16 protein-coding genes are annotated in these 21,375 nt (G+C 61.7%); 10 read left to right on the forward strand and 6 right to left on the reverse strand.

The genetic code is table 11. The annotated features are described in order from the left end of the window. The first annotated feature begins 66 nt into the window (after positions 1 to 66). The 4 genes from smc (at position 67) to DOM27_RS14945 (ending at position 7,500) form a co-directional block, all read left to right on the forward strand. Positions 67 to 3,570 carry a chromosome segregation protein SMC gene (gene smc / locus DOM27_RS14930; protein WP_110657083.1) on the forward strand — a complete coding sequence of 1,168 codons (3,504 nt, stop codon included), beginning with the start codon at positions 67 to 69 and terminating at the stop codon, positions 3,568 to 3,570. 209 nt (positions 3,571 to 3,779) lie between these two features. Continuing rightward, positions 3,780 to 5,054 carry a cell division protein ZipA gene (gene zipA, locus DOM27_RS14935; protein WP_110657085.1) on the forward strand — a complete coding sequence of 425 codons (1,275 nt, stop codon included), beginning with the start codon at positions 3,780 to 3,782 and terminating at the stop codon, positions 5,052 to 5,054. A 143-nt stretch (positions 5,055 to 5,197) separates the two neighbouring features. Further along, positions 5,198 to 7,228: an NAD-dependent DNA ligase LigA gene (gene ligA / locus DOM27_RS14940; RefSeq protein ID WP_110657087.1), complete on the forward strand. Its 2,031-nt coding sequence runs from the start codon at positions 5,198 to 5,200 to the stop codon at positions 7,226 to 7,228. A 2-nt stretch (positions 7,229 to 7,230) separates the two neighbouring features. Next, entirely contained in the window at positions 7,231 to 7,500 is a 270-nt protein-coding gene (locus DOM27_RS14945; RefSeq protein WP_110657845.1) for a YheU family protein, read from the forward strand. A 102-nt stretch (positions 7,501 to 7,602) separates the two neighbouring features. Here the strand turns inward: DOM27_RS14945 and DOM27_RS14950 are convergent, their stop codons facing one another. Continuing rightward, positions 7,603 to 8,916 (reverse strand): 2-hydroxycarboxylate transporter family protein, encoded by a 1,314-nt coding sequence (locus DOM27_RS14950; RefSeq protein ID WP_110657090.1) that lies wholly within the window; start codon positions 8,914 to 8,916, stop codon positions 7,603 to 7,605. Positions 8,917 to 9,276: 360 nt separating this feature from the next. Here DOM27_RS14950 and DOM27_RS14955 point away from each other — a divergent pair, with 360 nt between their 5' ends. Both DOM27_RS14955 and DOM27_RS14960 read left to right on the forward strand, forming a co-directional pair. Continuing rightward, entirely contained in the window at positions 9,277 to 10,878 is a 1,602-nt protein-coding gene (locus DOM27_RS14955) for an ATP-binding protein (RefSeq protein ID WP_245392745.1), read from the forward strand. 3 nt (positions 10,879 to 10,881) lie between these two features. Beyond that, a complete protein-coding gene (locus DOM27_RS14960; RefSeq protein ID WP_110657094.1) occupies positions 10,882 to 11,601 on the forward strand; it encodes a response regulator in 720 nt (239 codons plus the stop codon). Between the two features lie 88 nt (positions 11,602 to 11,689). Here the strand turns inward: DOM27_RS14960 and mnmC are convergent, their stop codons facing one another. The 3 genes from mnmC to DOM27_RS14975 all read right to left on the reverse strand — a co-directional run bounded on the left by mnmC (position 11,690) and on the right by DOM27_RS14975 (position 14,816). Continuing rightward, positions 11,690 to 13,678, reverse strand: coding sequence for a bifunctional tRNA (5-methylaminomethyl-2-thiouridine)(34)-methyltransferase MnmC2/FAD-dependent 5-carboxymethylaminomethyl-2-thiouridine(34) oxidoreductase MnmC1 (mnmC, locus tag DOM27_RS14965; protein WP_110657096.1), 1,989 nt, complete (start codon positions 13,676 to 13,678; stop codon positions 11,690 to 11,692). Between the two features lie 287 nt (positions 13,679 to 13,965). Beyond that, positions 13,966 to 14,265: a YciI family protein gene (locus DOM27_RS14970; protein ID WP_110657098.1), complete on the reverse strand. Its 300-nt coding sequence runs from the start codon at positions 14,263 to 14,265 to the stop codon at positions 13,966 to 13,968. Beyond that, positions 14,265 to 14,816 (reverse strand): septation protein A, encoded by a 552-nt coding sequence (locus DOM27_RS14975; RefSeq protein WP_110657100.1) that lies wholly within the window; start codon positions 14,814 to 14,816, stop codon positions 14,265 to 14,267. The genes DOM27_RS14970 and DOM27_RS14975 overlap by 1 nt, the downstream gene beginning before the upstream one ends. A 110-nt stretch (positions 14,817 to 14,926) precedes the next feature. Between DOM27_RS14975 and DOM27_RS14980 the strand changes: the two genes are divergently transcribed. Both DOM27_RS14980 and DOM27_RS14985 read left to right on the forward strand, forming a co-directional pair. Next, positions 14,927 to 15,850, forward strand: a complete 924-nt coding sequence (locus DOM27_RS14980; RefSeq protein WP_110657102.1) for a PHP domain-containing protein — start codon at positions 14,927 to 14,929, stop codon at positions 15,848 to 15,850. A 122-nt stretch (positions 15,851 to 15,972) separates the two neighbouring features. Beyond that, entirely contained in the window at positions 15,973 to 16,593 is a 621-nt protein-coding gene (locus DOM27_RS14985; protein ID WP_110657104.1) for an L-threonylcarbamoyladenylate synthase, read from the forward strand. 164 nt (positions 16,594 to 16,757) lie between these two features. On the opposite strand, the gene DOM27_RS14990 is transcribed toward DOM27_RS14985, so the two are convergent. Both DOM27_RS14990 and DOM27_RS14995 read right to left on the reverse strand, forming a co-directional pair. Beyond that, complete coding sequence (locus DOM27_RS14990; RefSeq protein WP_110657106.1) at positions 16,758 to 17,534, reverse strand: HAD family acid phosphatase; 777 nt, start codon at positions 17,532 to 17,534, stop codon at positions 16,758 to 16,760. Positions 17,535 to 17,739: 205 nt separating this feature from the next. Continuing rightward, positions 17,740 to 18,630, reverse strand: coding sequence for an ion transporter (locus DOM27_RS14995; protein ID WP_110657108.1), 891 nt, complete (start codon positions 18,628 to 18,630; stop codon positions 17,740 to 17,742). Between the two features lie 228 nt (positions 18,631 to 18,858). Between DOM27_RS14995 and DOM27_RS15000 the strand changes: the two genes are divergently transcribed. Both DOM27_RS15000 and DOM27_RS15005 read left to right on the forward strand, forming a co-directional pair. After that, the gene (locus tag DOM27_RS15000) at positions 18,859 to 19,425 is read left to right on the forward strand and encodes a heme NO-binding domain-containing protein (RefSeq protein ID WP_110657110.1); all 567 of its coding nucleotides are present in this window, start codon (positions 18,859 to 18,861) and stop codon (positions 19,423 to 19,425) included. Continuing rightward, a complete protein-coding gene (locus DOM27_RS15005; protein ID WP_110657113.1) occupies positions 19,422 to 21,374 on the forward strand; it encodes a GGDEF domain-containing phosphodiesterase in 1,953 nt (650 codons plus the stop codon). The genes DOM27_RS15000 and DOM27_RS15005 overlap by 4 nt, the downstream gene beginning before the upstream one ends. Position 21,375 lies beyond the last annotated feature (1 nt).

Raw genomic sequence — 21,375 nt, forward strand, 5'->3', positions numbered from 1 at the left:
TGTGGCGGGCCGCCATGGCAGGCGGCTCGCCGCCGCGTCACCAGGCCCAGGAGCTTCACTGACCGCATGCGCCTCAAGTCCATCAAACTGGCCGGCTTCAAGTCGTTCGTCGATCCGGTCACGGTACCGTTCGACGGCAATATGACCGCCATCGTCGGACCCAACGGCTGCGGTAAATCCAACATCATCGATGCGGTGCGCTGGGTAATGGGCGAGTCCTCCGCCAAGACGCTGCGCGGCGAGTCGATGACCGATGTCATCTTCAATGGCTCCACCGGCCGCTCTCCCATCGGCCAGGCCTCCATCGAACTGGTTTTCGACAATCGCGACGGTGATCTCGGCGGGGCTTATGCCAGCTACAACGAGATCGCGGTCAAGCGCCTGGTCACTCGCGAGGCGCAGTCCAGCTATTTCCTCAACGGCCAGAAATGTCGCCGTCGCGATATCGCCGATATTTTCCTGGGCACCGGCCTCGGGCCGCGCTCCTACGCGATCATCGGTCAGGGCATGATTTCCCGGCTGGTCGAGGCGCGTCCGGAGGAACTGCGCAATACGCTGGAAGAGGCGGCGGGTATCTCCAAGTACAAGGAGCGTCGGCGGGAAACCGAAAATCGTCTGCGGCGTACCCAGGAGAATCTCGAGCGTCTCGACGATATCCGCGAGGAGCTCGACAAGCAGCTCGAACGGCTCAAGCGTCAGGCCGAGGCCGCACGGCGTTATCGCACCTTGAAATCGGAAGAGCATCGCCTGCGCGGCGAGCTGGCGTTGCTGCGGGAACGGGCGTTGCGCAGCCAGCAGCGCGAGGAAGAGACGCGCGTGCGCGACTGCGAAATCCAGGTCGAGCGCGAGATCCTCGGGCAACGTCAATGTGAAACGCGGCTAGTAGAGGACCGCGAAACGCACGACCTCGTGGCCGCCGAACTGGAAACGCATCAGGCCGCGTTCTACCAGACCGGTGCCGACATCGCTCGGCGGGAGCAGTCTCTCGAACATGCCAGGCAGCGCGAACGGCAACTTTCCAGCGACCTCGATAGCGCCCAGCGCGAGCGTGATTCGCTGGCGCAGCTGGTCGAGCAGGATGCGGCGCGCCGTGAAGAGCTGGATGCTCGGCTGGAAACGCTGTTGCCCGACGCCGAGATCGCGGACGAGGCGCTGCTGACGTTGGAAAGTCAGCTCGAGGAGGCTGAAGCGGCGGCGCATGAAGGCCAGCAGCAGTGGGAGGCATTCAGTGAGCGGGATCGGGAAGCCCGCCATCGAGCCGAGCGTGAACAGGAAACGATCCAACGTCTCGATCGCCAGCTCGGAGAGTTGACCCGCGAGCTGGAGCATCGTCGCGAGCAGCGCTCTGAACTGCCGGACGTCAGCGTTCTCGACGCGGAAAGGGAGTCGCTGCAGGAAGCCTTGGCCATCCTCGATGAGCGGCAACAGACGCTGGAAATTCGCCGCGAGGAGCGTTGGCAATCGCGCGAGCACGTCCGAGAAAGCCAAGCCGAAGCACAGGTGACCAGAGATAGCGAGCGTGAGCGACAGCATCGCTGCCAGGGAGAGCTTGCCTCGCTCGAGGCGCTTATCGAGGCGGCGCTGAACGATGACGACGCCAGTCTTGCCGAACATCTCCTCGACCATCCACTGGGCAGTGCTCCGCGAATTGCCGAGCGTCTCGAGGTGGCGGCCGGCTGGGAACGAACGGTGGCCTGGGTGCTGGCTCCCTGGCTCAAGGCGCGTCTGGCAGACCCGGAAATCGCGCGTGAGCCGATGACGTCATTGACGAGCGGTGAACTGCCGGTAGTTTCGGACCACGCACTGGATCACGCACCGGCGGAGTCCTTGGGGGCCAGGGTAAGCGGCGCCGGTGCGCTGTCGACACTGTTATCGTCGATCCAGTGCGTCGATGACCCGGAAGTCGCCTGGCAAATGGCGGCCGACCTGCCCCAAGGTAAGAGCGTGATCACCCGGGATGGGTTGTGGCTGGCGCGAGGCTGGGCCAGGCGCCTTGGGCGAGACGACGCCAACGCGGACAGCGTGTTGCTGCAGCGTCAGCGACGCGACGCCCTGGTCGAAGATCTGGCGAGGCTCGGAACCACGCTGGCCGAGTGTCAGGCACGGATCACCCAATGGCAGTCCGAGATCGATGCCAGCGAAGCGGCGTTGGAAACCCTGCGGCAGGAAGAGCGCGAACTGGCCGAGCAGCGTCAGAGGCAGTCGACCCGGTTGGCGACCCTGGATAGTCGTCTCGAGCATGTTGCCTCGCGTCTGAAGGAGTTCGATACCGAGCAGGCGCAGGGACAGGACCGACACGCGGCCCAGACGCTGGAACTGGAGGAGTCGCGGGAACGTTGGCAGCAGGCGCTCGATCAGGTCGAGGCGAGCAGCGCCGAGCGCGATGCCCGGCAAGCGGCCCGTGAGCAGAGTCAGTCCCGGTTGGCGGAACTTCGTCAGCAACAGCAGCAGGCACGTCAGACGCAGCAGCAGCTGGCCCTGGAGCGCCAGCGTCTCGAGGCACAGCGCGGCGAACTGCAGCAACAGGCAGAGCGAAGTCGAGAGCAACTCTCCAGACTCGCCGAGCGCTGCGAGCTGTTGCGAGAGCAGCGCGAAACCCTGCATGAGCCCGGCGATGAGCAGCGGGAGCGCCTGGAGCAGTTGCTCGAGACGCGATCGCAGCAGGAAGCCGCGCTCAACCAATGCCGGGATCGCGCCAATCAGATCGGCGAGACGCTGCGCCAGACGGAAATGGATCGCCAGCAGCACGAGCGTCAGCTGGAAGGCTTGCGCCAGCGGCTGCAGGAAGCGCGGATGCAGGTGCAGGCGTTGACCCTCAAGGCGGATGCCCAGCGGGAAACGTTGGCAGAGCAGCAACAGGACATTGACTCCCTGCAGGAAAATCTGGATCCCGATGCCACGGAATCTGCCTGGCAGACTCGCCTGGAAGGCGCCGCTGAGCGCATCCGCCGGCTCGGCGCCATCAACCTGGCGGCGATCGAAGAGTACGAACAGCAAGCCGAACGGCGCGATTATCTCGAAGCCCAGCACGCCGAACTGCGCGAGGCGATCGATACGCTGGAGCGTGCTATCAAGCGTATCGATCAAGAGACACGCACCCGTTTCAAGCAGACTTTCGAGCAAGTGAACCAGGGTCTGATGGCACTTTTTCCGCGAGTCTTCGGCGGCGGGGCCGCGTGGTTGACGCTCACGGGGGAGGATTTGCTGGAGACGGGCGTGGCGATCATGGCACGCCCCCCGGGCAAGAAAAACAGCACCATTCATCTGCTTTCCGGGGGAGAAAAAGCGCTGACGGCGTTGTCATTGGTATTTGCCATCTTCCAGCTCAATCCGGCCCCTTTTTGCATGCTCGATGAAGTCGATGCGCCACTCGATGATGCGAACGTGGGGCGCTATGCGAAACTGGTCAAGGAAATGTCCGAGAGCGTTCAGTTCATCTTCATCACGCATAATAAAATTGCGATGGAAGCTGCCGAGCGATTGATGGGAGTGACCATGCAAGAGCCGGGCGTCTCGCGTCTGGTTTCGGTGGGTGTGGATGAAGCCGCATCGATGGTGGAGGCGTCCTGATGTTGTCGAAAATAGCCAAACCGGCTAATGACGTAATAGGATGTCGCCCATGGGATGGAATTGAAGGGTGATTGCTGATGGGCAAAACTTCACTTGACAAAGAAAAAAAGTAGCCCATTTTTGACAAATCACGCTATGCTAGAGCCAACATGCCGTGAGCATGTTGTCCTCTTCCAGCATAGTGGCACCGCGAACAGGCAAGACGACCCATGGAACTAAGAGAGTGGCTGATCATCCTGGGGCTGGTTTTGGTGGCGACCATCGTGATCGATGGCTTCCGTCGCCTTCAGCGCCAACGTCGGGTTCCGCGCCTAGATCAGGCGATCGGAGACAGTGGAACCGACGACGGATCCGAAGTGGATCCGGAACAGGCGGCCCGTGAGGCCGAGGTCAACTGGGAATTGCCCAATGGAGGGGCACGTATCGTACGTCCGGCGACGTTCGAGCGCAGCGGCAATGGCTCGGAGCCGGTCAGGCCTTCCGAACCCAAACGTCAGGAGCGAATTCCGAAAGAGGAGCTGCAGAGCAGCATTCTCGATCGCGGAACGCGGCCCTCGTTTGCCGACATGCAGCACAAGGTCGACGTGCAGCAAAAGGTCAAGAACGCGGTCCGTGCCGGTGCCAAGCGGTTCAGTGATTCGGCTCAGCGGCTGAGTCACAAACGCGAAGACGCCAGGCGCGATGCCGAAGAAGCGCGTGTTCGCGATTCGGAGCACCACGAGAGAGCGCATCAGGAGCCACGCCTGACGCCGCAGGACGCCGAGATCGCCGACGTGCCAACTCGGCTGCAGATCACCACGCTGGTGCCGCGGGATGGTGACTGGGCATCGGAGCAGCGCGAGCCGATTGCGGAAGCTGAATCGGTGCCGTTGGAGTCGGATCGCGAGTCTACCAACGCCGTCGATGATGCGACGCCGGTCACCGCTTCGAGAGAAGATGCCGATGAAGCGCCGCGTCATGATGTGGTGACACAGCATCCGGCTGTCGAACGTGCCAAACGGCATCACGTCAGTGCGGCGCGCGCCCGTGAGACGCTGGCGCATGCCGAGGAAATCATCGTCATCAGCGTGCTGGCGCGGACAGAGGATGGTTTTGACGGTGCCGATCTGCTCAACCTGATGCTGGCGTGTGGATTGCGGTTCAGTGAGATGGGGATTTTCCATCGATACGAGACCGAATCCGACGACAGCGAGCTGCAGTTCTCGATGGTCAACGTGCTCAAGCCGGGTGTCTTCGATCTCGATAACATGCAGGAAATCGTGACGCCGGGCGTCACCTTCCTGATGCCGCTCCCAGGTGCCAACGATACGTCAGCCGCCTTCGAGGCGATGCTGGAAACCGCCATGGTGTTGGTGCGTAATCTCGGTGGCGAGCTCAAGGATGAAAACCACAGCGTGATGACCGCCCAGACGATCGAGTTTGCACGTCAGCGTGTGCAGGAGTTCGAACGCCGCCATCGGTTGCGTCGCTACCAAGCCAATTGATCCGACCACTCGCGGGATCGAGCGACGGGGCCTGACGGCCCCGTCGTCGTTTCCGTCTTCCTCGAACATCGGGCGCTAGGGCAGTCGCGACCGGCTTCCGCTACAATGCTTACCACTTTTTTGCAGCGATCGAATCGAGCGTCATGAGCCAGATCCCCCAAGCGGTCCGCGAGCGGGCCGATGCCCTGCGCCAGCAGTTGGACGATGCCAACTATCATTACTACGTCGAAGACCAGCCGCAGATCCCGGATATCGAATACGACAAGCTGCTGAGTGAGTTGCAGTCACTCGAGGCTGACCATCCCGAGCTGGTGACGCCGGACTCTCCGACGCAGCGAGTCGGCGCGCGGCCGGCAGATCGCTTTCATGAAGTGACGCATGCCGTGCCAATGCTGTCGTTGGACAACGCCTTCAGCGAAGAGGAACTTTCGGCGTTCGTCAAACGGGTGGCCGACAAGCTCGAGAGTGATGCGGAGACCGTCCGGTTTTGCTGCGAGCCCAAGCTTGATGGCCTGGCGGTATCACTGGTCTATGAAAACGGGCAATTGGTCCAGGGTGCGACTCGCGGTGATGGCCGCACCGGCGAGGATGTCACGTTGAATTTGCGCACGCTCCATTCCATCCCCCTCAAGCTGCGCGGCAAGTCGGTACCGCCGCTGATCGAAGTGCGCGGCGAAGTCTATATGCGCCACTCAGGCTTCGAGGCGATGAACGAGCGTGCTCGAGAGCAGGGGGACAAGGTCTTTGCCAATCCGCGTAACGCCGCCGCCGGCAGCCTACGCCAGCTGAATTCCGCGATCGCTGCCAAGCGACCGCTAGAGTTCTGTGCCTATCAGGTTGCCCGGATCGAGGGCGACGACAGCGCCCGATCCCACTCGGATTATCTGGAACGGCTGCGCGAACTGGGCTTCCGCACCAGCCCGCTGCTCAAGGTGGTCGAGGGTGCCCGCGGCGTGGTGGAGTTCTGTCACACATTGGGCGAGCGGCGTGAAGGGCTCGATTACGATATCGACGGCGCGGTACTCAAGATCGACAGTTTGCGCGATCAGCGTGAACTTGGCTTCGTTTCCCGCGCGCCACGCTGGGCCATCGCCTATAAATACCCGGCCCAGGAGCAGACCACGACGCTCAACGACGTCACGTTTCAGGTCGGTCGCGTCGGCACGCTGACGCCGGTCGCCAAGCTGGAGCCGGTGCAGGTGGCCGGGGTGACGGTGTCCAATGCGACGCTGCATAACATGGACGAGATCGAGCGTCTCGGCGTACGTATCGGCGATACCGTGATCGTGCGGCGCGCCGGCGATGTGATCCCTCAGATCGTGGGAATCGTCGAGTCGCAGCGTCCACACGAAACCCGAGCCATCGAGATGCCCGCCGAGTGCCCGGTCTGCGGTTCGCAGATCGAGCGGCTCGAGGGTGAGGTCGCCGCACGGTGTTCCGGCGGCCTTTACTGCCCGGCGCAGCGCAAGGAGGCGTTGAAACACTTCGCCAGCCGCCGCGCGCTGGATATCGACGGTCTCGGCGAGAAGCTGATCGATCTTCTGGTCGAGCGTGAATGGGTCAAGACGCCGGCGGATCTGTTCCGGCTCAGAGCCGAGCGGCTCGCCGAGCTTCCGCGACTGGCAGAGAAATCCGCCAACAACCTCGTGCAGTCGCTCGAAACGGCCAAGCGTACGACGCTGGCGCGTTTCATCTACGCCATCGGGATTCGTGAAGTGGGCGAAGCCACTGCGGCCAGTCTGGCGCGCCATTTCGGCGTACTGCAGGCGCTGCGTGACGCGCCGCTGGAAGCGTTGACGGCGGTTGACGATGTTGGCCCGGTGGTGGCGCATCACATCCATACGTTCTTCCAGCAACCGCATAATCAGGAGACGCTGAACGATCTGCTCGCGGTTGGCGTGACCTGGGAAGAGCAGACGATCGGCGAGCGCCCACAGCCGCTGGACGGGCAGACCTGGGTATTGACCGGCAGTCTCGAAGACATGACTCGCGACGAAGGCAAGGAGCGTCTGCAGGCGCTGGGCGCCAAGGTCGCGGGCAGCGTCTCCAAGAAGACCGCCACCGTCGTTGCCGGACCTGGCGCCGGCAGCAAGCTGGCCAAGGCCGAAGAGCTGGGAGTCGAAGTGATCGACGAAGCAACATTCGTCGAGCGTCTGAAAGAATGGGAGGCATGAGCATGAGCGACCGCTTTATCGAAATTCCGCATCGAATGTTGCCTGCGGAAACGCTGGACGCGCTGCTCGAGACGTTCGTCACGCGTCAGGGCTACGACACCACCGATGTGGCGACGGACATGCACGACTGGGTGCGTGATCTCAAACGCCAGCTGGAACGCGGCGAATTGTTGATCGTGCACGATCTGCAGACCGAGAGTACCGAGGTGATGACGCTGGCGCAGTGGCGTGGATTCGGTCGTGACATCGCCGATGACGAGGAAGAGGGCTGAGAACGCGCGTTCGGCGGATCAGTTGAAGACACGAAAACGGCGCCCCGTNNACGGGGCGCCGTTTTACATGGCCATTCGTTTGGACTGGCCGTGGCTACAGGATCAAGTGAAGAACAGCGGCACCACGATGCTGGAGATCAACAGGATCAGGGCGCCACCCAGGCGTGACGAGATCTGGGCGAACGGCATCAGCTGCATGCGCTTGGCCGCGGAGAGCACGGCGACGTCGCCGGTACCGCCCATGTTGGCCATGCATAGACCTGCGGTGATCGCCGATTCAATCGGGTAGAAGCCGACCAGCCTGCCGACCAGGCCGGCACCGAAGGCCGCGCCGGCGACGACGGCGAGCACGATCAGCACATAGGTGATGGAGATCGCATCGATCACTTGGCCAAGGTCGGTGTAGGCAATGCCGATTCCGAACAGCAGCGCGAAGGTCCAGTTCTTGGCGACGAACTGGAACCACTGTGCCGCAGCATCGTTGACCGATTCCGGAACGATATTGGCGATCTTGAGCACGGCAACCAGAATGATCATCAACGCGTAAGGGTGTAGCGGGATGACGCTACCCAGAATCTCGCCGGCCACGAAGAAGGTGAGGGCGGCGATGACACCGATGCCCAGTTTGGAAAGGTCCGGCTTGCTCTCGCGCTCTTCGATCTCGACGCCCGGCATCATCTGGCCGTTGCCAGTCAGGCTCGGCATACGATTGGCCAATCCGTTGAGCAGGCCGGCGATGATGATCGCGAAGACGTTGCCCAGTGCCAGCGCCGGCACCAGAATCGAAATGTAGTAGCTGGCCGGCTGGCCCAGCAGTTGCTCGTAGATCTGGCTCATCGGTACCGCGCCTGCGCCCATGCCACCGCCCATGATCGGCAACGCGATGACGACCACCGCGTCCTGCGGCGAGAAGCCCATCACCCAGCCGACCGCGACCGCGAACAGTGCCGCGAACAGTACGGCACAGATCAGCGGCAGCGCATAACGAGAGCCGACCTTGACCAGTACCTTGGAATCCATGCCCAGAATGCTGCCGGTGATCAGCGCGGCGATATAGAAATTGAGGAAACCGCCGCCTTTCATGAACTGAGTCACGTTATCGACGACGCTGGTTGGCAACCACTGCACGTAGACCAGTGCCGCGGCACCGAAGATCGCGAGAATGGCGCCGCCACCCAAATAGCTTTTGACGATCGGCAGGCGATCGCCGATAAAGCCCAGTAGCTCGCCGAAGATCATCATCACCAGCAGGGCACCGATCATGCCGGTTGGGATCGTCTCCGTCGCGATGGAGAGAATCAGCACGCCGGTGGCGATGGCAAAAAGCGGTAGCGGAATACCGAAAATCGGTGTCGCTAGCCAGCTGTCTCGACGGCCGGTGTCAGCGTGCGCGGTTTGCGTCACGGTCGAAGTCATGGTTGGCTCCCCAAGGATTCGCGCCCAAAGGGCGGTAAGCGGTATTTTCCGCCCCGATGGGCGGTACGCAGCCGAGGATAGAGGCCTGACGGTGTCGACCAAGTTTTATGAAATTATTAAAGCCTTTATAAACTATTGAAAGAAATGTGTGGCCGGCTCGCATACCCGCATGCCGTGGGGTATACCACCATGGTCTAAATTTGCAGGTGTTCGCGGAGCCAGGGGCGCCGTGCGTCGATGCGTCAGGCGAGGTCGTTCAGGGGTGTCTACAGGGGAGCTGGGGATGGAGTTCGGGGTCGGTCGACGAAAGACGGAATCGGACGGAAATGCTGGTCCGCGATTACGCTCGGGGAGCGTCGGGTGAAGCGTCTGCGTCTCAGTGCCCAGATATTCATTCTGGTCGCCAGCATGATCGTGCTGACGTTGGGCGTGGCGCTGCTGCTGTTCAACCATCAGTTGCGTGCCAACCTGGAAGAGGCTCAGGGCGAGCGTGTCATCGGTCTGGCGGCGGTGCTGGCCGATCGCGATGACGTCCAGGCCGCGCTCGAGGCTCGTCCGATCGTTCACGACCCTGACTCGGCGTTGCGCCAGAAGATCGAGAGGTTGCGCGAACGCCTGGGCGTGGACTTCATTACCGTCATGGATCTCGATCATCTGCGCCTGACGCACCCCGATCGCGACGAAGTCGGGCGATATTTTCGCGGCGGCGACGAAGGTCCCGCCCTGAACGGTAAATCCTACCTTTCGCGCTCCGAGGGCACTTTGGGGGTGAGTATCCGTGGCTTTTCACCGGTGGTCGATGCGCAAGGGGCGGTGATCGGTGCCGTTTCGACCGGTGTCACGCTCAATCGCGTCGGTCTGCTGCTGGCCGAGCGCCGTCAGGGGCTGTTGCTGGGCATCGTGCTGCTGATGCTGGTAGGTGCCGCGAGTGCCTGGTGTCTGGCGCGCTATATCAAGCGGATTTTGTTGGGGTTCGAGCCGCATCAGATATCCCAGTGGGTTCGCGAGCGTCAGGCGATGCTGGCGTCACTGCACGAAGGGGTATTGGCGATCAACGGCGCCGGGCAAGTCACGCTGGTCAACCCTTCGGCCTGTCAATTGCTGAATCCTATGGGGGCGGATGACGGTTCGGGCATTCCGGCATCGACACTGAAAGAGCTTTTCGACAGCGCGATGCCTGCGCTCAATCGCCGATTGACGCTGAATGGCCGGGCGCTGATCGTCAACCGTGTACCAATCCGTGGCGAACGCGGGGCGGGCGGCAGCGTGGTCACGCTGCGAGATCGCAGCGAGGTCAATCGGCTCGCCGAGGAATTGACTGGCGTGAGTCGCTACGCCCAAGCGTTACGTGCCTCCACCCATGAGTTCAAGAATCGATTGCACGTCATCCTGGGGCTGGTGCAACTACGCGATCTGGGACGGCTGGAACGCTATCTGCGCGAGCTCGACGATACCCTGATCGCTCCGGCAGCGGCGCGGATCGCGGGAGTCAGAGATCCCGTTCTCGCAGGCTTTCTGCTGGCCAAGGGGAGCGAGGCCCGCGAACGCCGCGTGGCCTTCGAGATCGAGCTGGAGAGCGAAATTCCGGCACCCGACGACAGCGAGATCCTTCATCTGCTGGTTTCCATCATCGGTAATCTGGTGGAAAACGCCTTCGAAGCCGTCGCTGGTCGCGAATCGCCGCAGGTCAGCCTGACCCTGGGGGTCGATGGTGGTGCGCTGTCGCTGCACGTGTCGGACAACGGCGGCGGCATGGACGATGACCAGCAGCAGCACGCCATCGAGCAGGGCGTCTCTTCCAAGGGCGAAGGGCGCGGGTATGGGCTCGCCATGGTCAAGACCCATATCGAATCGCTGGGGGGCACGCTGGCGCTCTATTCCACGCTGGGGCGTGGCACCCTGGTCGAGGTGACAGTACCCTATGAGATGGTCATAACGCAGGTAACCGATGGAGTGACGTAGTCCATGCGCGTGCTGGTTGTGGAAGATGATCCAATGGTGATGCGTCTCAACGTCGAATTTCTCAATCGCCTCGACGGTGTCAGCCTGGTCGCGCAATGCGAGGACCTGCCGGCGGCAAGAGAGATCCTGGCGCAGGAACCGGTGGATCTGCTGCTGCTCGATGTCTTTCTGCGCGAGCACAACGGCCTGTCGCTGGTGCGCGATCTGCGCCGGCAGGCTCGTGACATCCAGATCGTGTTGATCACCGCGGCTTCGGAGATGGAAACCGTGCGTGAAGCCAAGCATCTGGGCGTCAGCGACTATCTGGTAAAGCCGTTCGAATTCGAACGCTTCAAGGAGGCCCTGGCGCGGTGTCTGGAGACGCATCAGCGCCTCTCACGGCTGCCTGCGCGGGCACATCAGCGAGATCTGGACGCGCTATTCCGAGAGACAACCTCGAGCCAGCCAACACGGCCCGGCGATCTGCCCAAGGGGCTGACGTCGAATTCCCTGTCGCAGGTAGCGAAGGCCGCCGCGGATCAGGGGGCTTCGCCGTTCACCACCGAGGCCATGAGCGAGAATACCGGCATGTCGCGGGTGTCGGTGCGCAAGTATCTCAAGCACCTGGTGGATCGCGGCGTGCTCGAGGAGTCCTTCCACTATGGCCAGATCGGCCGCCCCTCTTTTACCTATCGCTGCCTCGATGGCGACGCGCTGGCCCGGCTGGGCGAGCCCGGTACGTAGATCGATACGTAATCTGGCACGTCGGGCTAGCGCTTCTCCACTTGTCGAGATTCTCCCGAGCGCCTTCTTGGATCGGGTCGATCTGGCGTCAGCGTCCGCGAATCAGGTCGGCGATGATCCGCCGGCCGGGGTGTAGATGATCGACGAGCTCGCGCTCCAGCGGCATCGGCTCGTCATGAATCCGTGAAGCAATCAGCTCGGCGCAAAGCGGCGCACTGGCCATGCCGCGAGAGCCATGAGCCGTACTCACCCACAGCCCGGGATGGTGATGGCCCGGACAGGCGATGGCACGTTTGGCATCCTTGCTCAGCGCGGCGTAGTCACGTCGCCAGCGAGCAACGTCCGGCAGCGGCCCGGCATAGGGCGTCTTGTCCGGGCTGGCGGCGCGAACGCTGGCACGGCCGCTACAGTCATCGGCAGACAGTCCCGAGAAAAGCTCGGCCAGAGCAGGAGCCGTTCGGCCCAGTTCGTCAAGATTGCGTTGGTGGTCCGGCTGGCGAAGGCCGATGTCGTCGTCGTTGGGGGAGAAGGTCGCACCGAAGGTGAGTTTTCCATCGCGAGCCGGCATCACGTAGCCCTCGGCGCAGAGTACCTGCTGCAGCGGCAAACGTCGGGATAGCGACAGCGTGGATATCTGGCCGCGAACGGACTGCAGCGGCAGGCCATCGAGCCAGTCGCGACTGGCGTGACCGGTTGCAAAAACGACCTGATCGACGCTCAACGTCTCCCGGCCGAGCTGCAGCTGCCAGCCGGCTTCCGTCTGGCGTAGCGAATCGAGTTCGGCCAGACGTGTCTCTACGCCGGGCGTCACCGCGAGGTGGCGACACAGCGCTACCGGGTCGACCCAACCGCCCTGATCGTAGTGAAGCGCCGATTGGGTGATATCGATGCCGGCGAGGGCGGTGGCACGCGCCGGATCGCTGGGCGAAACGACCGCTGGCGGCAGGTCGTAGTTTTGCAGGAATCGAGACTGGCGCTCGACATCACGAGCGTCCCCGGCCAGTTGCAGCAACCCGCAATCCGACCACCAGCGCCGCTCCGGGTCGAGCCGAGCCAGCCAGCGCTGCGTATAGAGCAGCGCGGCGAGATAGAACCGGCTCTGGAGATTGCTCTCGATCGCCAGCTTGACGTAAAGCGCAGCCTGAGGATTGCCCGACGCCCCGCCCGCGACATCCGTACGATCGATCAGGGTCACCTGACTGCCGCGTCGGGCCAGCGCGGCGGCGACGCTGGTGCCGGCGATGCCGCCGCCGATGACCGCGACATGCCCGGCGGCGCCGATGGCGGGCGGCTGAAACCACGGCGTGGCGGCTCGAGGGTAGGGTTGGGGTATCTCGTCCCGCTCTCCTCGCAGCATCTCGCGTTTGCGGCCGAATCCCGGCACCTTGCGCCAGCGGAAGCCGGCCGCCGCCAGTCCGCGGCGAACGAAACCGGCACAGGTGAAAGTGGCGAAGGTGGCCTCTGGCCGGCTGGCGATAGCCATGGCAGTGAACAGTTCGGGCCGCCACATATCGGGGTTCTTCGATGGCGCGAAACCATCGAGGAACCAGGCATCGACCTGGCCATCCAGGCCAGACAGACCGTCCGCCGCGTCGCCGAAGTGCAGGTCGAGGGTGACGCGGGCATCCAGTTGCAGGCGATGAACGCCGGCTACGGCTGGCGGCCACTGGGCGATCAACTCAGCCGCCTGACGCGAGAGTTGCGGCCAGCTGCGCCAGGCTCGCTCGAGCGCTTCACGGGTGAGCGGATGCTTCTCGGTCGAAACCAGATGTAGCCTTGCCTCGGCGGCAGCATGCTCTTCGAAGCAGGCCCAGGCGCACAGCATGTTGAGACCGGTGCCGAAGCCGGTTTCGCCGATCGTGAACGGACGCTGATGATGCCAGTCGGCAAAACGCTGTGGCAGGTCGTTGTTGTCGATGAAGACGAAGCGAGACTCATCGCGGCCATCCTGGCGCGAAAAGTAGACGTCGTCATAATCGGTCGAGAAGGGAGTATCCAGGTCGCTATCGTCGGCTCGCCAGTCGAGCTGGGCATGACGAATGGCACGGCGATGAGCAGATAGCGTCTTGGCATCCATGGGTGGCACGCCCGGTCGTTGATGGCCATTGCGTCTGGCGACAACGTGTTGGTTAAAAATCGAACAGTTTCCGCCAGACGACGGCTTGTCGGCCGCAGCCAAAGCCGTCCGCGGGATCTCAACAGTGTTATCCACAGCAAGTGTGCAAAACCGACACGCCGACTGCTGTGGATAACGCCGATCTCGATGTCAATGACGATGGCGAGATCCTGTGGCGCTAGGGAAGCGCTATTAGCGCAACGCCATCAGCGCAGACCTGTCATTGCAGACCTGTCATTGCAGAACTGTCAGGGCAGAACTCGCTTGAACGGTTTGACTCGGACCCGCGAATAGACGCCGGCAGCGACGTAGGGGTCGGCGTCGGCCCAGCGCTGGGCTGCCTCGAGCGATTCGAACTCTGCCACGATCAGGCTGCCACTGAAGCCGGCATCCCCTGGGTTGTCGCTGTCGATGGCGGGGTGCGGGCCGGCCAGAATCAGACGCCCTTGGTCTTTCAACGCCTCCAGCCGTTTCACGTGCTCTGGGCGAACCGAGAGTCGCTTCTCCAGACTGTCATCGATGTCGTCGCTGATAATGGCGTATAGCATCAAGAGCCTTCCTCTGATTGTGATGACGAAAGATGGCGTGCCAGGAACAGGGCTTGCCCGATCACGAACAGCAACGTCAGGCCCAGCATGCCGAAGAGTTTGAAATCGACCCACGTCGCTTCGTCGTAGTAGCTGAAGACATAGACGTTGAGTGCTGCCATGGCGAAGAAGAATAGCACCCAGGCCAGGTTGAGGCGTTGCCACGTGGCTGCCGGAAGCGTCACGGCCTTACCCATCATTCGCTGGGTCAGCGTCTGGCCACCGAATAACGGCGACAGCAGAAAGGCGATGCCGAACAGGGCGTTGATGACGGTTGGCTTCCACTGGATGAAAGCGGGATTATGGAACGCGATCGTGGCTCCGGCCGAGGCGATCACGATGATCGAGGTGATCAGCAGCATCTTCTCGATGCGTCGCTGACGCCACCAGACCATTCCCAACTGGGCCAGGGTGGCCGGAATCAGCACCATCGTCGCCGTAATGATATCGCCGCTGAGGTGATATACGACGAAGAAGATCGCGATGGGCAGGAAATCGAACAACAGTTTCATACGGGCTAGGCCTCCGGCGGGTGGCGAAGGCGCAGACGATTGACCCGGCTCGTCGCGGCCCTCACCATAGTCGGCCTATTCTGACAAAGACGCTGGCTGGCGTCATGCCCATGAGCGTTTTTCCCATCGACGATACCGAGACCTTGTCCACCGTGCTGCCCGAAACGCTGAACGGCATTCGCGGGGTCGATCTGCATCTTCACTCTACCGCGTCCGACGGCAAGCTTTCCCCTACCGAGCTGGCTGATTTATGTCACGCGCGTGGCCTGACGCATGTCGCGCTCACCGATCACGACACGATAGCGGGTGTGGAAGAGGCGCGACAGCAGTGCGCGCGCCATGGTGTCAGCCTGATCTCTGCCGCCGAGCTTTCTTGCCAATGGCGGGGGATCGGTATCCATATCGTTGGGCTATTGCCCCAGGGCGTTTCCCGGGCTTTCGAGTCGGGGCTGGAAATCTTGAGCAGCGCTCGCGAGAAGCGCTCCCGCGAGATTGCCCACCGACTCGAGAAGATCGGACTGCAGGATGGGCTGGCGAAGGCGAGGCTCGAGGCCGGTAGCGAGCGCCCGCTGGGGCGGCCGGACTTTGCCGCAGCGCTGGTCACGGCTGGCCTGGTGCCGGATCGCAAAGCAGCATTCAAGCGTTATCTCGGCACCGGCAAGCGTGGTGATGTCAAGATGCACTGGCCGGAACTGGCCACGGTGGTCGGCTGGATTCGTGACGCCGGTGGCATCGCTGTCGTTGCCCACCCGCTGCGTTACGGTATGACTCGACGCAAGCGCGATCTGCTATTTTCGGCATTCATCGACGCTGGCGGCGAAGCCGCAGAGCTCGTGAGCGGTTATCAGAATCCTGATTCGACCCACGATCTGGCGCGGCAGCTCGACTTCCACGGCCTCTACGGATCGATTGGCAGCGATTTTCACTATCCCGGAGGGCCGCTGTCGCCGGGGACCATCAGCCCGCCACCGCGCGCCCACGTCAAGCCGGTCTGGTGCCACCCCGCCATGCACGGCTTTGCCAACGGCGAATGACGCCACGTCTGTTACTCTCAAGGTTAACGACCACGCGTAACCGATCGTCGACAGGCGTTTCGCAAGAGATGTCAGCAGAGACTTCAGGCCCGGTTTCAGAAGTGATTTGAGGAGAGCGTGAGATGACCCAGTTTTTCCAGATTCATTCGCAGAACCCGCAAAAGCGTCTGATCGATCAGGCAATCGGTATCCTGAATCAGGGTGGCGTTATCGCCTATCCCACGGATTCAGGCTACGCCCTGGGTTGCCGACTCGGCGAGAAGAAGGCGGTCGAGAAGATCAAGTGGTTGCGTGAACTCGACGACCGCCACAATTTCACTCTGGTCTGCTCCGATCTTTCGGAGATCGGCACTTACGCAAAGGTCGACAACAGCGTGTTTCGGCTGCTCAAGTCACATACGCCCGGTGCCTATACCTTCATCCTGAATGCCACCAACGAAGTTCCCCGGCTACTGTTGCATCCCAAGCGACGCTCGATCGGCGTCCGGGTGCCGGATCACAAAATCACGCACGCGCTGCTCGAGGCGTTGAGAGAGCCACTGATGAGTGTGACGTTGATACCGGTGGGGGAGTCATGGCCAATGACCGATGCGGAAGAGATCCGCGACCGCTTCGGCGCGCATCTGGATGCGATCATCGACGGTGGCGCCTGCCAGCTCGAGCCGACCACGGTCGTCGATCTGCGTGAAATCCCTCCGGTGATCGTGCGCGAAGGGCGGGGGGACCCGGCTCCTTTCCGCTAAGTCTACCTTTCCAACGTGTTGACGAACCTGGCTATCGAAACCCACATGGATCCACGCGGGGCGCTACAGCGCCCCGCAATGTGTTGCAGCGGCGTCAGATCATGACTGCGTCATGGCACGTGAGTCCCATCACTCGCCTAGGGTCGATGGCGTCATGGCTTCGATCATTGAGTCTTCAGCGGTGCCGCCCACGCTTCCAGATCCGCATCGCTCCAGCTGCCGTAGCTAGCGTTGGGGAACATGATCCAGTCCTCGCCGAAATGGGCGCTGTCTTCGGCTACCCGTCGATGCTGGTCCTTCAAGTCGGCATGATGAAAGTCGCTGGAAAAATCAGCCAGTGAATCGCCCAGTTGCAGGATGAGGTCGTAGTCACGTTCGATCGCTGCACGCCTTTCACCCTTGGACGGCCCCAGAAGTCGCACGTGAGTTTCGTCGACCTGGGGTAGCCGCAGGGCGGCGAGGGTGTCGAGCGTGGAAGCCTTGTTTTCCTGATAGCGATCGGAAACATAGAAAATCGTGACCCCGTTGGCATCGGCGTAATTCAGGAAGGCCCGCGCGCCGGGAATCAAGCGTGGGTGTCCCTCGCGCTCCCAAACTTTCCAGGTATCCCAGCCGGTGAAGTCATGACAGGCCTGCATGTCGCGAACCAGCAGCGCCGAGTTGTCGATTACCGTCTCGTCCAGGTCCGTCATGATGGCCAGGTCATCCACATCGGGATTCGCCGCGATCTTCTGCTGCAGTTTCGCCGTGGCCAGCGCGTAGCTCTGCCGCTGCAACGCCTCGATTTCCGCTGACTGCTGTTGATAACGCAGCGCCATCGCATAGGCTTCCGGTGGGCAGGTTTTATCGTCGACGTCGTCGGCCTGGACCGTCGACGCCATGCCCAGGGTCACGATGCTGGATAGCATCCATGGCAGCAGAATCTTCGTTGTCTTGTTCATGATGCCTGCCTGAGCGTTCCTGCAATGTGTCTTGTGGTTCATGTTGTATCCTCTTGGGTTAGCGACCGAGGCCCGGGAAGCGTTCCAACCTAGAGACTTACTGCTTCTCGATCAAACCGGTCACGATGGCGGGCATCGCATCGCTGTCCGCATTGCTGCGGGCGAGCATGACGACGTGGGCACCGCTTCGAAGTGGCTGTTTCTGTCAACCGTCCGAATTCTTCTCGTCGTCATCTGGCGTATCCTCTTCACGAGGCGCATGCGGATCCGGTGTTTCCTCGTCGAGCCAGGTGCCGCAGAAACGGCAGTACTTGGCGTCTCGCTCGTGTCCTTCGTGACCGCAGCCTGGGCAGGCCTCTTCCGAGTAACGTTCGCGCTGGATCGAGCGAATGACTTCAGCGGAGAAGACCCCGGTAGGCACGGCGATGATCGAATAGCCCAGAACCATCATGAATGCCGAGATGAACTGCCCCAGCGGCGTGATTGGTGCGATGTCGCCATAGCCTACCGTCGTCAACGTGACGACCGCCCAGTACATCGCTCGCGGCATGCTGGTAAAGCCGGCTTCCGGAGGTTCGATCATGTAGATGAGCGCGCCGAAGATCGTGATGATCAACAGCACGGTAGTCAGAAACAGCAGAATCTTGCGCTGGCTTCGCTGTAGCGCTTCCACCAGCAAACGACCTTCGCCGACGAATTCCATGAGCCGGAGAACCCGGAACACGCGCAGTACGCGCAACACGCGCACCACCAGTAGCGACTGCGCGCCGGGCAAGAATAGCGCAAGCCAGGTCGGTAGAATCGCCAGCAGATCGAGAACGCCGTAGAAGCTGCGAAGGTAGCGTAATGGCCGATCGAGACAGTAGAGCCTGAGGGCCAGCTCGAGTGTGAAAATCAGCGTGAATCCCCATTCTACGAGGTAGAAAATCTCGCCGAAGCGCTCGTGCAGATGCGGCACGCTGTCGAGAAAAACGGTGGTCACGCTCAGCAGAATGAGCGTGATGAGCACGATGTCGAAAGCCTTGGCCTGCGGAGTGTCGGACTCGAAGATGATTTGAAACAGTCGCTTGCGTAGCGATGAGTCGCCCGATTGCATCAATGAGGTTCCTGTCCTGTTCTGGCGATAAGTCACGAAAGGCGCATGCCCTCGGTAATTCTTCTATATGACGCTAAATTTCGGTTTGCAGGTGCCGATAACGCGAATGATACTTCGGGTTAGCAGAGGTTCATTGATCGGCAGAGCATGCATGCTGACGGTTGGCCGAATCGTTTCGACATTTCCGCGTTATACACAGGCGTGAACTGACGCCAAGGTAGTGCTCCCATGATCGGGTTGATCCAGCGCGTTCTCATTGACCATCTCGAGATCCACCACGGCAAGGCCGCCGTGGAATCGATCGCGGCGCAGGCTGGCGTGCTGTCTCTTGGGCGGCGGATCGATACGGATTACGACGACGCCGACACGCTAGCCTTCTTCGCCGCTGCGGGCGATTACCTCGAGCTCGACTTTGATGCGTTGATGACGCTGTATGCCGACCTATTCATCAAATGGACGCGCCAACACTATCCCATATTCTTCTCGATGGCCGATTCGGCGCAAGCCTTCCTGGGACGTCAGCCGGCGATCCACGCCTCTCTCGGGGCCGGTATCCGCGATCCTCATCTGCGTGACCGTGTGAGCGACAAGTTCCGGGTCGTCGAGAAAAGCGAGCTGAAACTGATCGTCGATTATCGGTCGGCAAACGGGCTTTGCACTCTCTACCGCGCTCTCTTTCTGCGCGTGCTTGAAGAGTACGGTCAGTCCGGCGAACTGGTGGAGACGCGCTGCCAGCATCGCGGCGACGAGGCTTGTCGCTTCGACATGACGTTCGCGGAGGAGTCAGCGGCATGAGCGAAGAGTCCTTGATGGCATCGGACGAAGGTGAAAGGCGCCTGATCGCGCAGGTCGATTCCATCAGCAATCAGCTGTGTCAGGCGGTTGACGGTAATTTCGAGTTCCACATCCATACCGACAGCGATGAAATCGCACTGCAGAAACTGGCTCAGCTCAATAACTTCGTTCTGGATTCGGTGCGGCGCACGATCCGCGATCTCAAGGCCACTCGAGACGAACTCGAAACCCGCGTGGAGGAACGAACGCAGCGGCTCAACCTGGTGTTGACCGCCACCAACGACGGCGTATGGGAATGGGACATCGACAGCGGCAATATCACGCTGTCCCAGCGTTGGTCGAGCATGCTGGGGCTACCCCATGACGGCCAGCAACGTGGTCTCGATGATTGGCTGCTGCGGATTCACGACGACGACCGCGCCGAGGTCCAGAGATCGCTATATCAGCACATTGATGGATTGACGCCATCGGTCAATGTCGAATACCGCATTCGCGATGCTCGAAAAGCTTGGCGTATGGTGCTGTGTCGGGGGCTTTGCCAGCGCGATGGCAACGGCGTGGCCATTCGCATGGCCGGTACCCAGACCGATACCACCGAGCAGCGGCTCGTCGATCCGTTGACGCAGCTGCCCAACGGGGCCTATCTCGATATGGTGCTGCGGGAACGGCTGGCACGGGCACCGCTATTGCCGATGGCGCTGGTCAAGTTCCAGCTGCTCAATGTGGCCTCGCTGTTCGACGGTGTGGCGGTCGATGTCGCCGTTGCCGCGCTGCAGGGTCTGGTTCAGCGAATGCGTCGCCAGTTACCTCCCAGGGTGGCGTTGATCGCGTTGCCGGAGCACACCTTCGCGATGATTTTCGAGACGGATGCTATCGAGAGACTGGATAACGCCCTCGAACCCCTCGAGGCACTGCTCTCGCAGCCGGTGGAGATCGATGGCCAGCAAGTGTGGCTATCGCATGTCAGTGGAGTGGCGGCGTTCAATCCGGCCGAGCCGGTCAGCGTCGACGAATGGCGTCACCAGTCGCGTTTGGCGCTGGCCAATGCACGCCTGTCGGATGTCGGCTCCCGACGCTATTACAGTGAGCCGCTCCGCCATTGGGAGCGCCAGAACAGCCGCGCGGAACAGTTGATCCGTGGCGCGTTGGCGACCCGAGGCGTGCGCTGCTTCGTCCAGCCGATCGTCAATGCGGTGACCGGCGAAATCCGTGGCTTCGAGGCCCTGATGCGTCTCTATGAACCCAGCGAAGGGATCGTGACACCCAGCAGTTTTATCGAAGTCGCGGAACGTTCCGGGTTGATTGCGCCGCTATGGGGGATGCTGATGGAGCAGGCGCTGCCGATGCTCAGAGATGACAAAATTCGCCGGCGCTTTGGCGATGATTTTCTGCTCAGCGTCAATCTCTCGACGCGCCAGCTGATGGACCCGAAGCTGCTCGATGTCATGATCGCGGCGTCGGCGCGCCATGGTGTTTCTTATCGTCGGCTTCAGATCGAAGTGACCGAGACCTCGGTTCTCAGCGACCCGATCAAGGCGTTTCGCATTCTGGACCGAATTCGCGCTGCCGGCATCAGCGTCGCCCTGGACGATTTCGGCAGCGGTTACTCGTCGTTGGCACAGCTGACGTCGATGCCCATGGATACGGTCAAGATCGATCGCGAGCTGGTGATGAACGTCACTTCGTTACCGCGCAAACGTCACGTACTGTCGGCAGTGGTCGCGCTGTGTCAGCGCCTCGACTACCGCATCGTCGTGGAGGGGGTGGAAGAGCGTGACACTCTGGAAATTCTACGCGAATGGGGCGTCACCGATATCCAGGGCTATATCTACTCTCAACCGCTACCGTTGGATCGGCTGGTCGAGGATCTTGCACCGCCCAGACCCTTCCGACCCAGAGCAACAGCCGGAGGGCCTTACGGTTCGTCACTGACGTCGCCGGCCGCTTAAG

The organism is Salinicola halimionae (assembly GCF_003206065.1).
Taxonomy (GTDB): domain Bacteria; phylum Pseudomonadota; class Gammaproteobacteria; order Pseudomonadales; family Halomonadaceae; genus Salinicola; species Salinicola halimionae.

What these genes read in the sequence shown, in the direction of transcription:
- smc (WP_110657083.1), top strand. Translation starts at nt 67, where the DNA reads ATGCGCCTCAAGTCCATCAAACTGGCCGGCTTCAAGTCGTTCGTCGAT.
- zipA (WP_110657085.1), top strand. Translation starts at nt 3,780, where the DNA reads ATGGAACTAAGAGAGTGGCTGATCATCCTGGGGCTGGTTTTGGTGGCG.
- ligA (WP_110657087.1), top strand. Translation starts at nt 5,198, where the DNA reads ATGAGCCAGATCCCCCAAGCGGTCCGCGAGCGGGCCGATGCCCTGCGC.
- DOM27_RS14945 (WP_110657845.1), top strand. Translation starts at nt 7,231, where the DNA reads ATGAGCGACCGCTTTATCGAAATTCCGCATCGAATGTTGCCTGCGGAA.
- DOM27_RS14950 (WP_110657090.1), bottom strand. Translation starts at nt 8,916, where the DNA reads ATGACTTCGACCGTGACGCAAACCGCGCACGCTGACACCGGCCGTCGA.
- DOM27_RS14960 (WP_110657094.1), top strand. Translation starts at nt 10,882, where the DNA reads ATGCGCGTGCTGGTTGTGGAAGATGATCCAATGGTGATGCGTCTCAAC.
- mnmC (WP_110657096.1), bottom strand. Translation starts at nt 13,678, where the DNA reads ATGGATGCCAAGACGCTATCTGCTCATCGCCGTGCCATTCGTCATGCC.
- DOM27_RS14970 (WP_110657098.1), bottom strand. Translation starts at nt 14,265, where the DNA reads ATGCTATACGCCATTATCAGCGACGACATCGATGACAGTCTGGAGAAG.
- DOM27_RS14975 (WP_110657100.1), bottom strand. Translation starts at nt 14,816, where the DNA reads ATGAAACTGTTGTTCGATTTCCTGCCCATCGCGATCTTCTTCGTCGTA.
- DOM27_RS14980 (WP_110657102.1), top strand. Translation starts at nt 14,927, where the DNA reads ATGAGCGTTTTTCCCATCGACGATACCGAGACCTTGTCCACCGTGCTG.
- DOM27_RS14985 (WP_110657104.1), top strand. Translation starts at nt 15,973, where the DNA reads ATGACCCAGTTTTTCCAGATTCATTCGCAGAACCCGCAAAAGCGTCTG.
- DOM27_RS14990 (WP_110657106.1), bottom strand. Translation starts at nt 17,534, where the DNA reads ATGAACAAGACAACGAAGATTCTGCTGCCATGGATGCTATCCAGCATC.
- DOM27_RS14995 (WP_110657108.1), bottom strand. Translation starts at nt 18,630, where the DNA reads ATGCAATCGGGCGACTCATCGCTACGCAAGCGACTGTTTCAAATCATC.
- DOM27_RS15000 (WP_110657110.1), top strand. Translation starts at nt 18,859, where the DNA reads ATGATCGGGTTGATCCAGCGCGTTCTCATTGACCATCTCGAGATCCAC.
- DOM27_RS15005 (WP_110657113.1), top strand. Translation starts at nt 19,422, where the DNA reads ATGAGCGAAGAGTCCTTGATGGCATCGGACGAAGGTGAAAGGCGCCTG.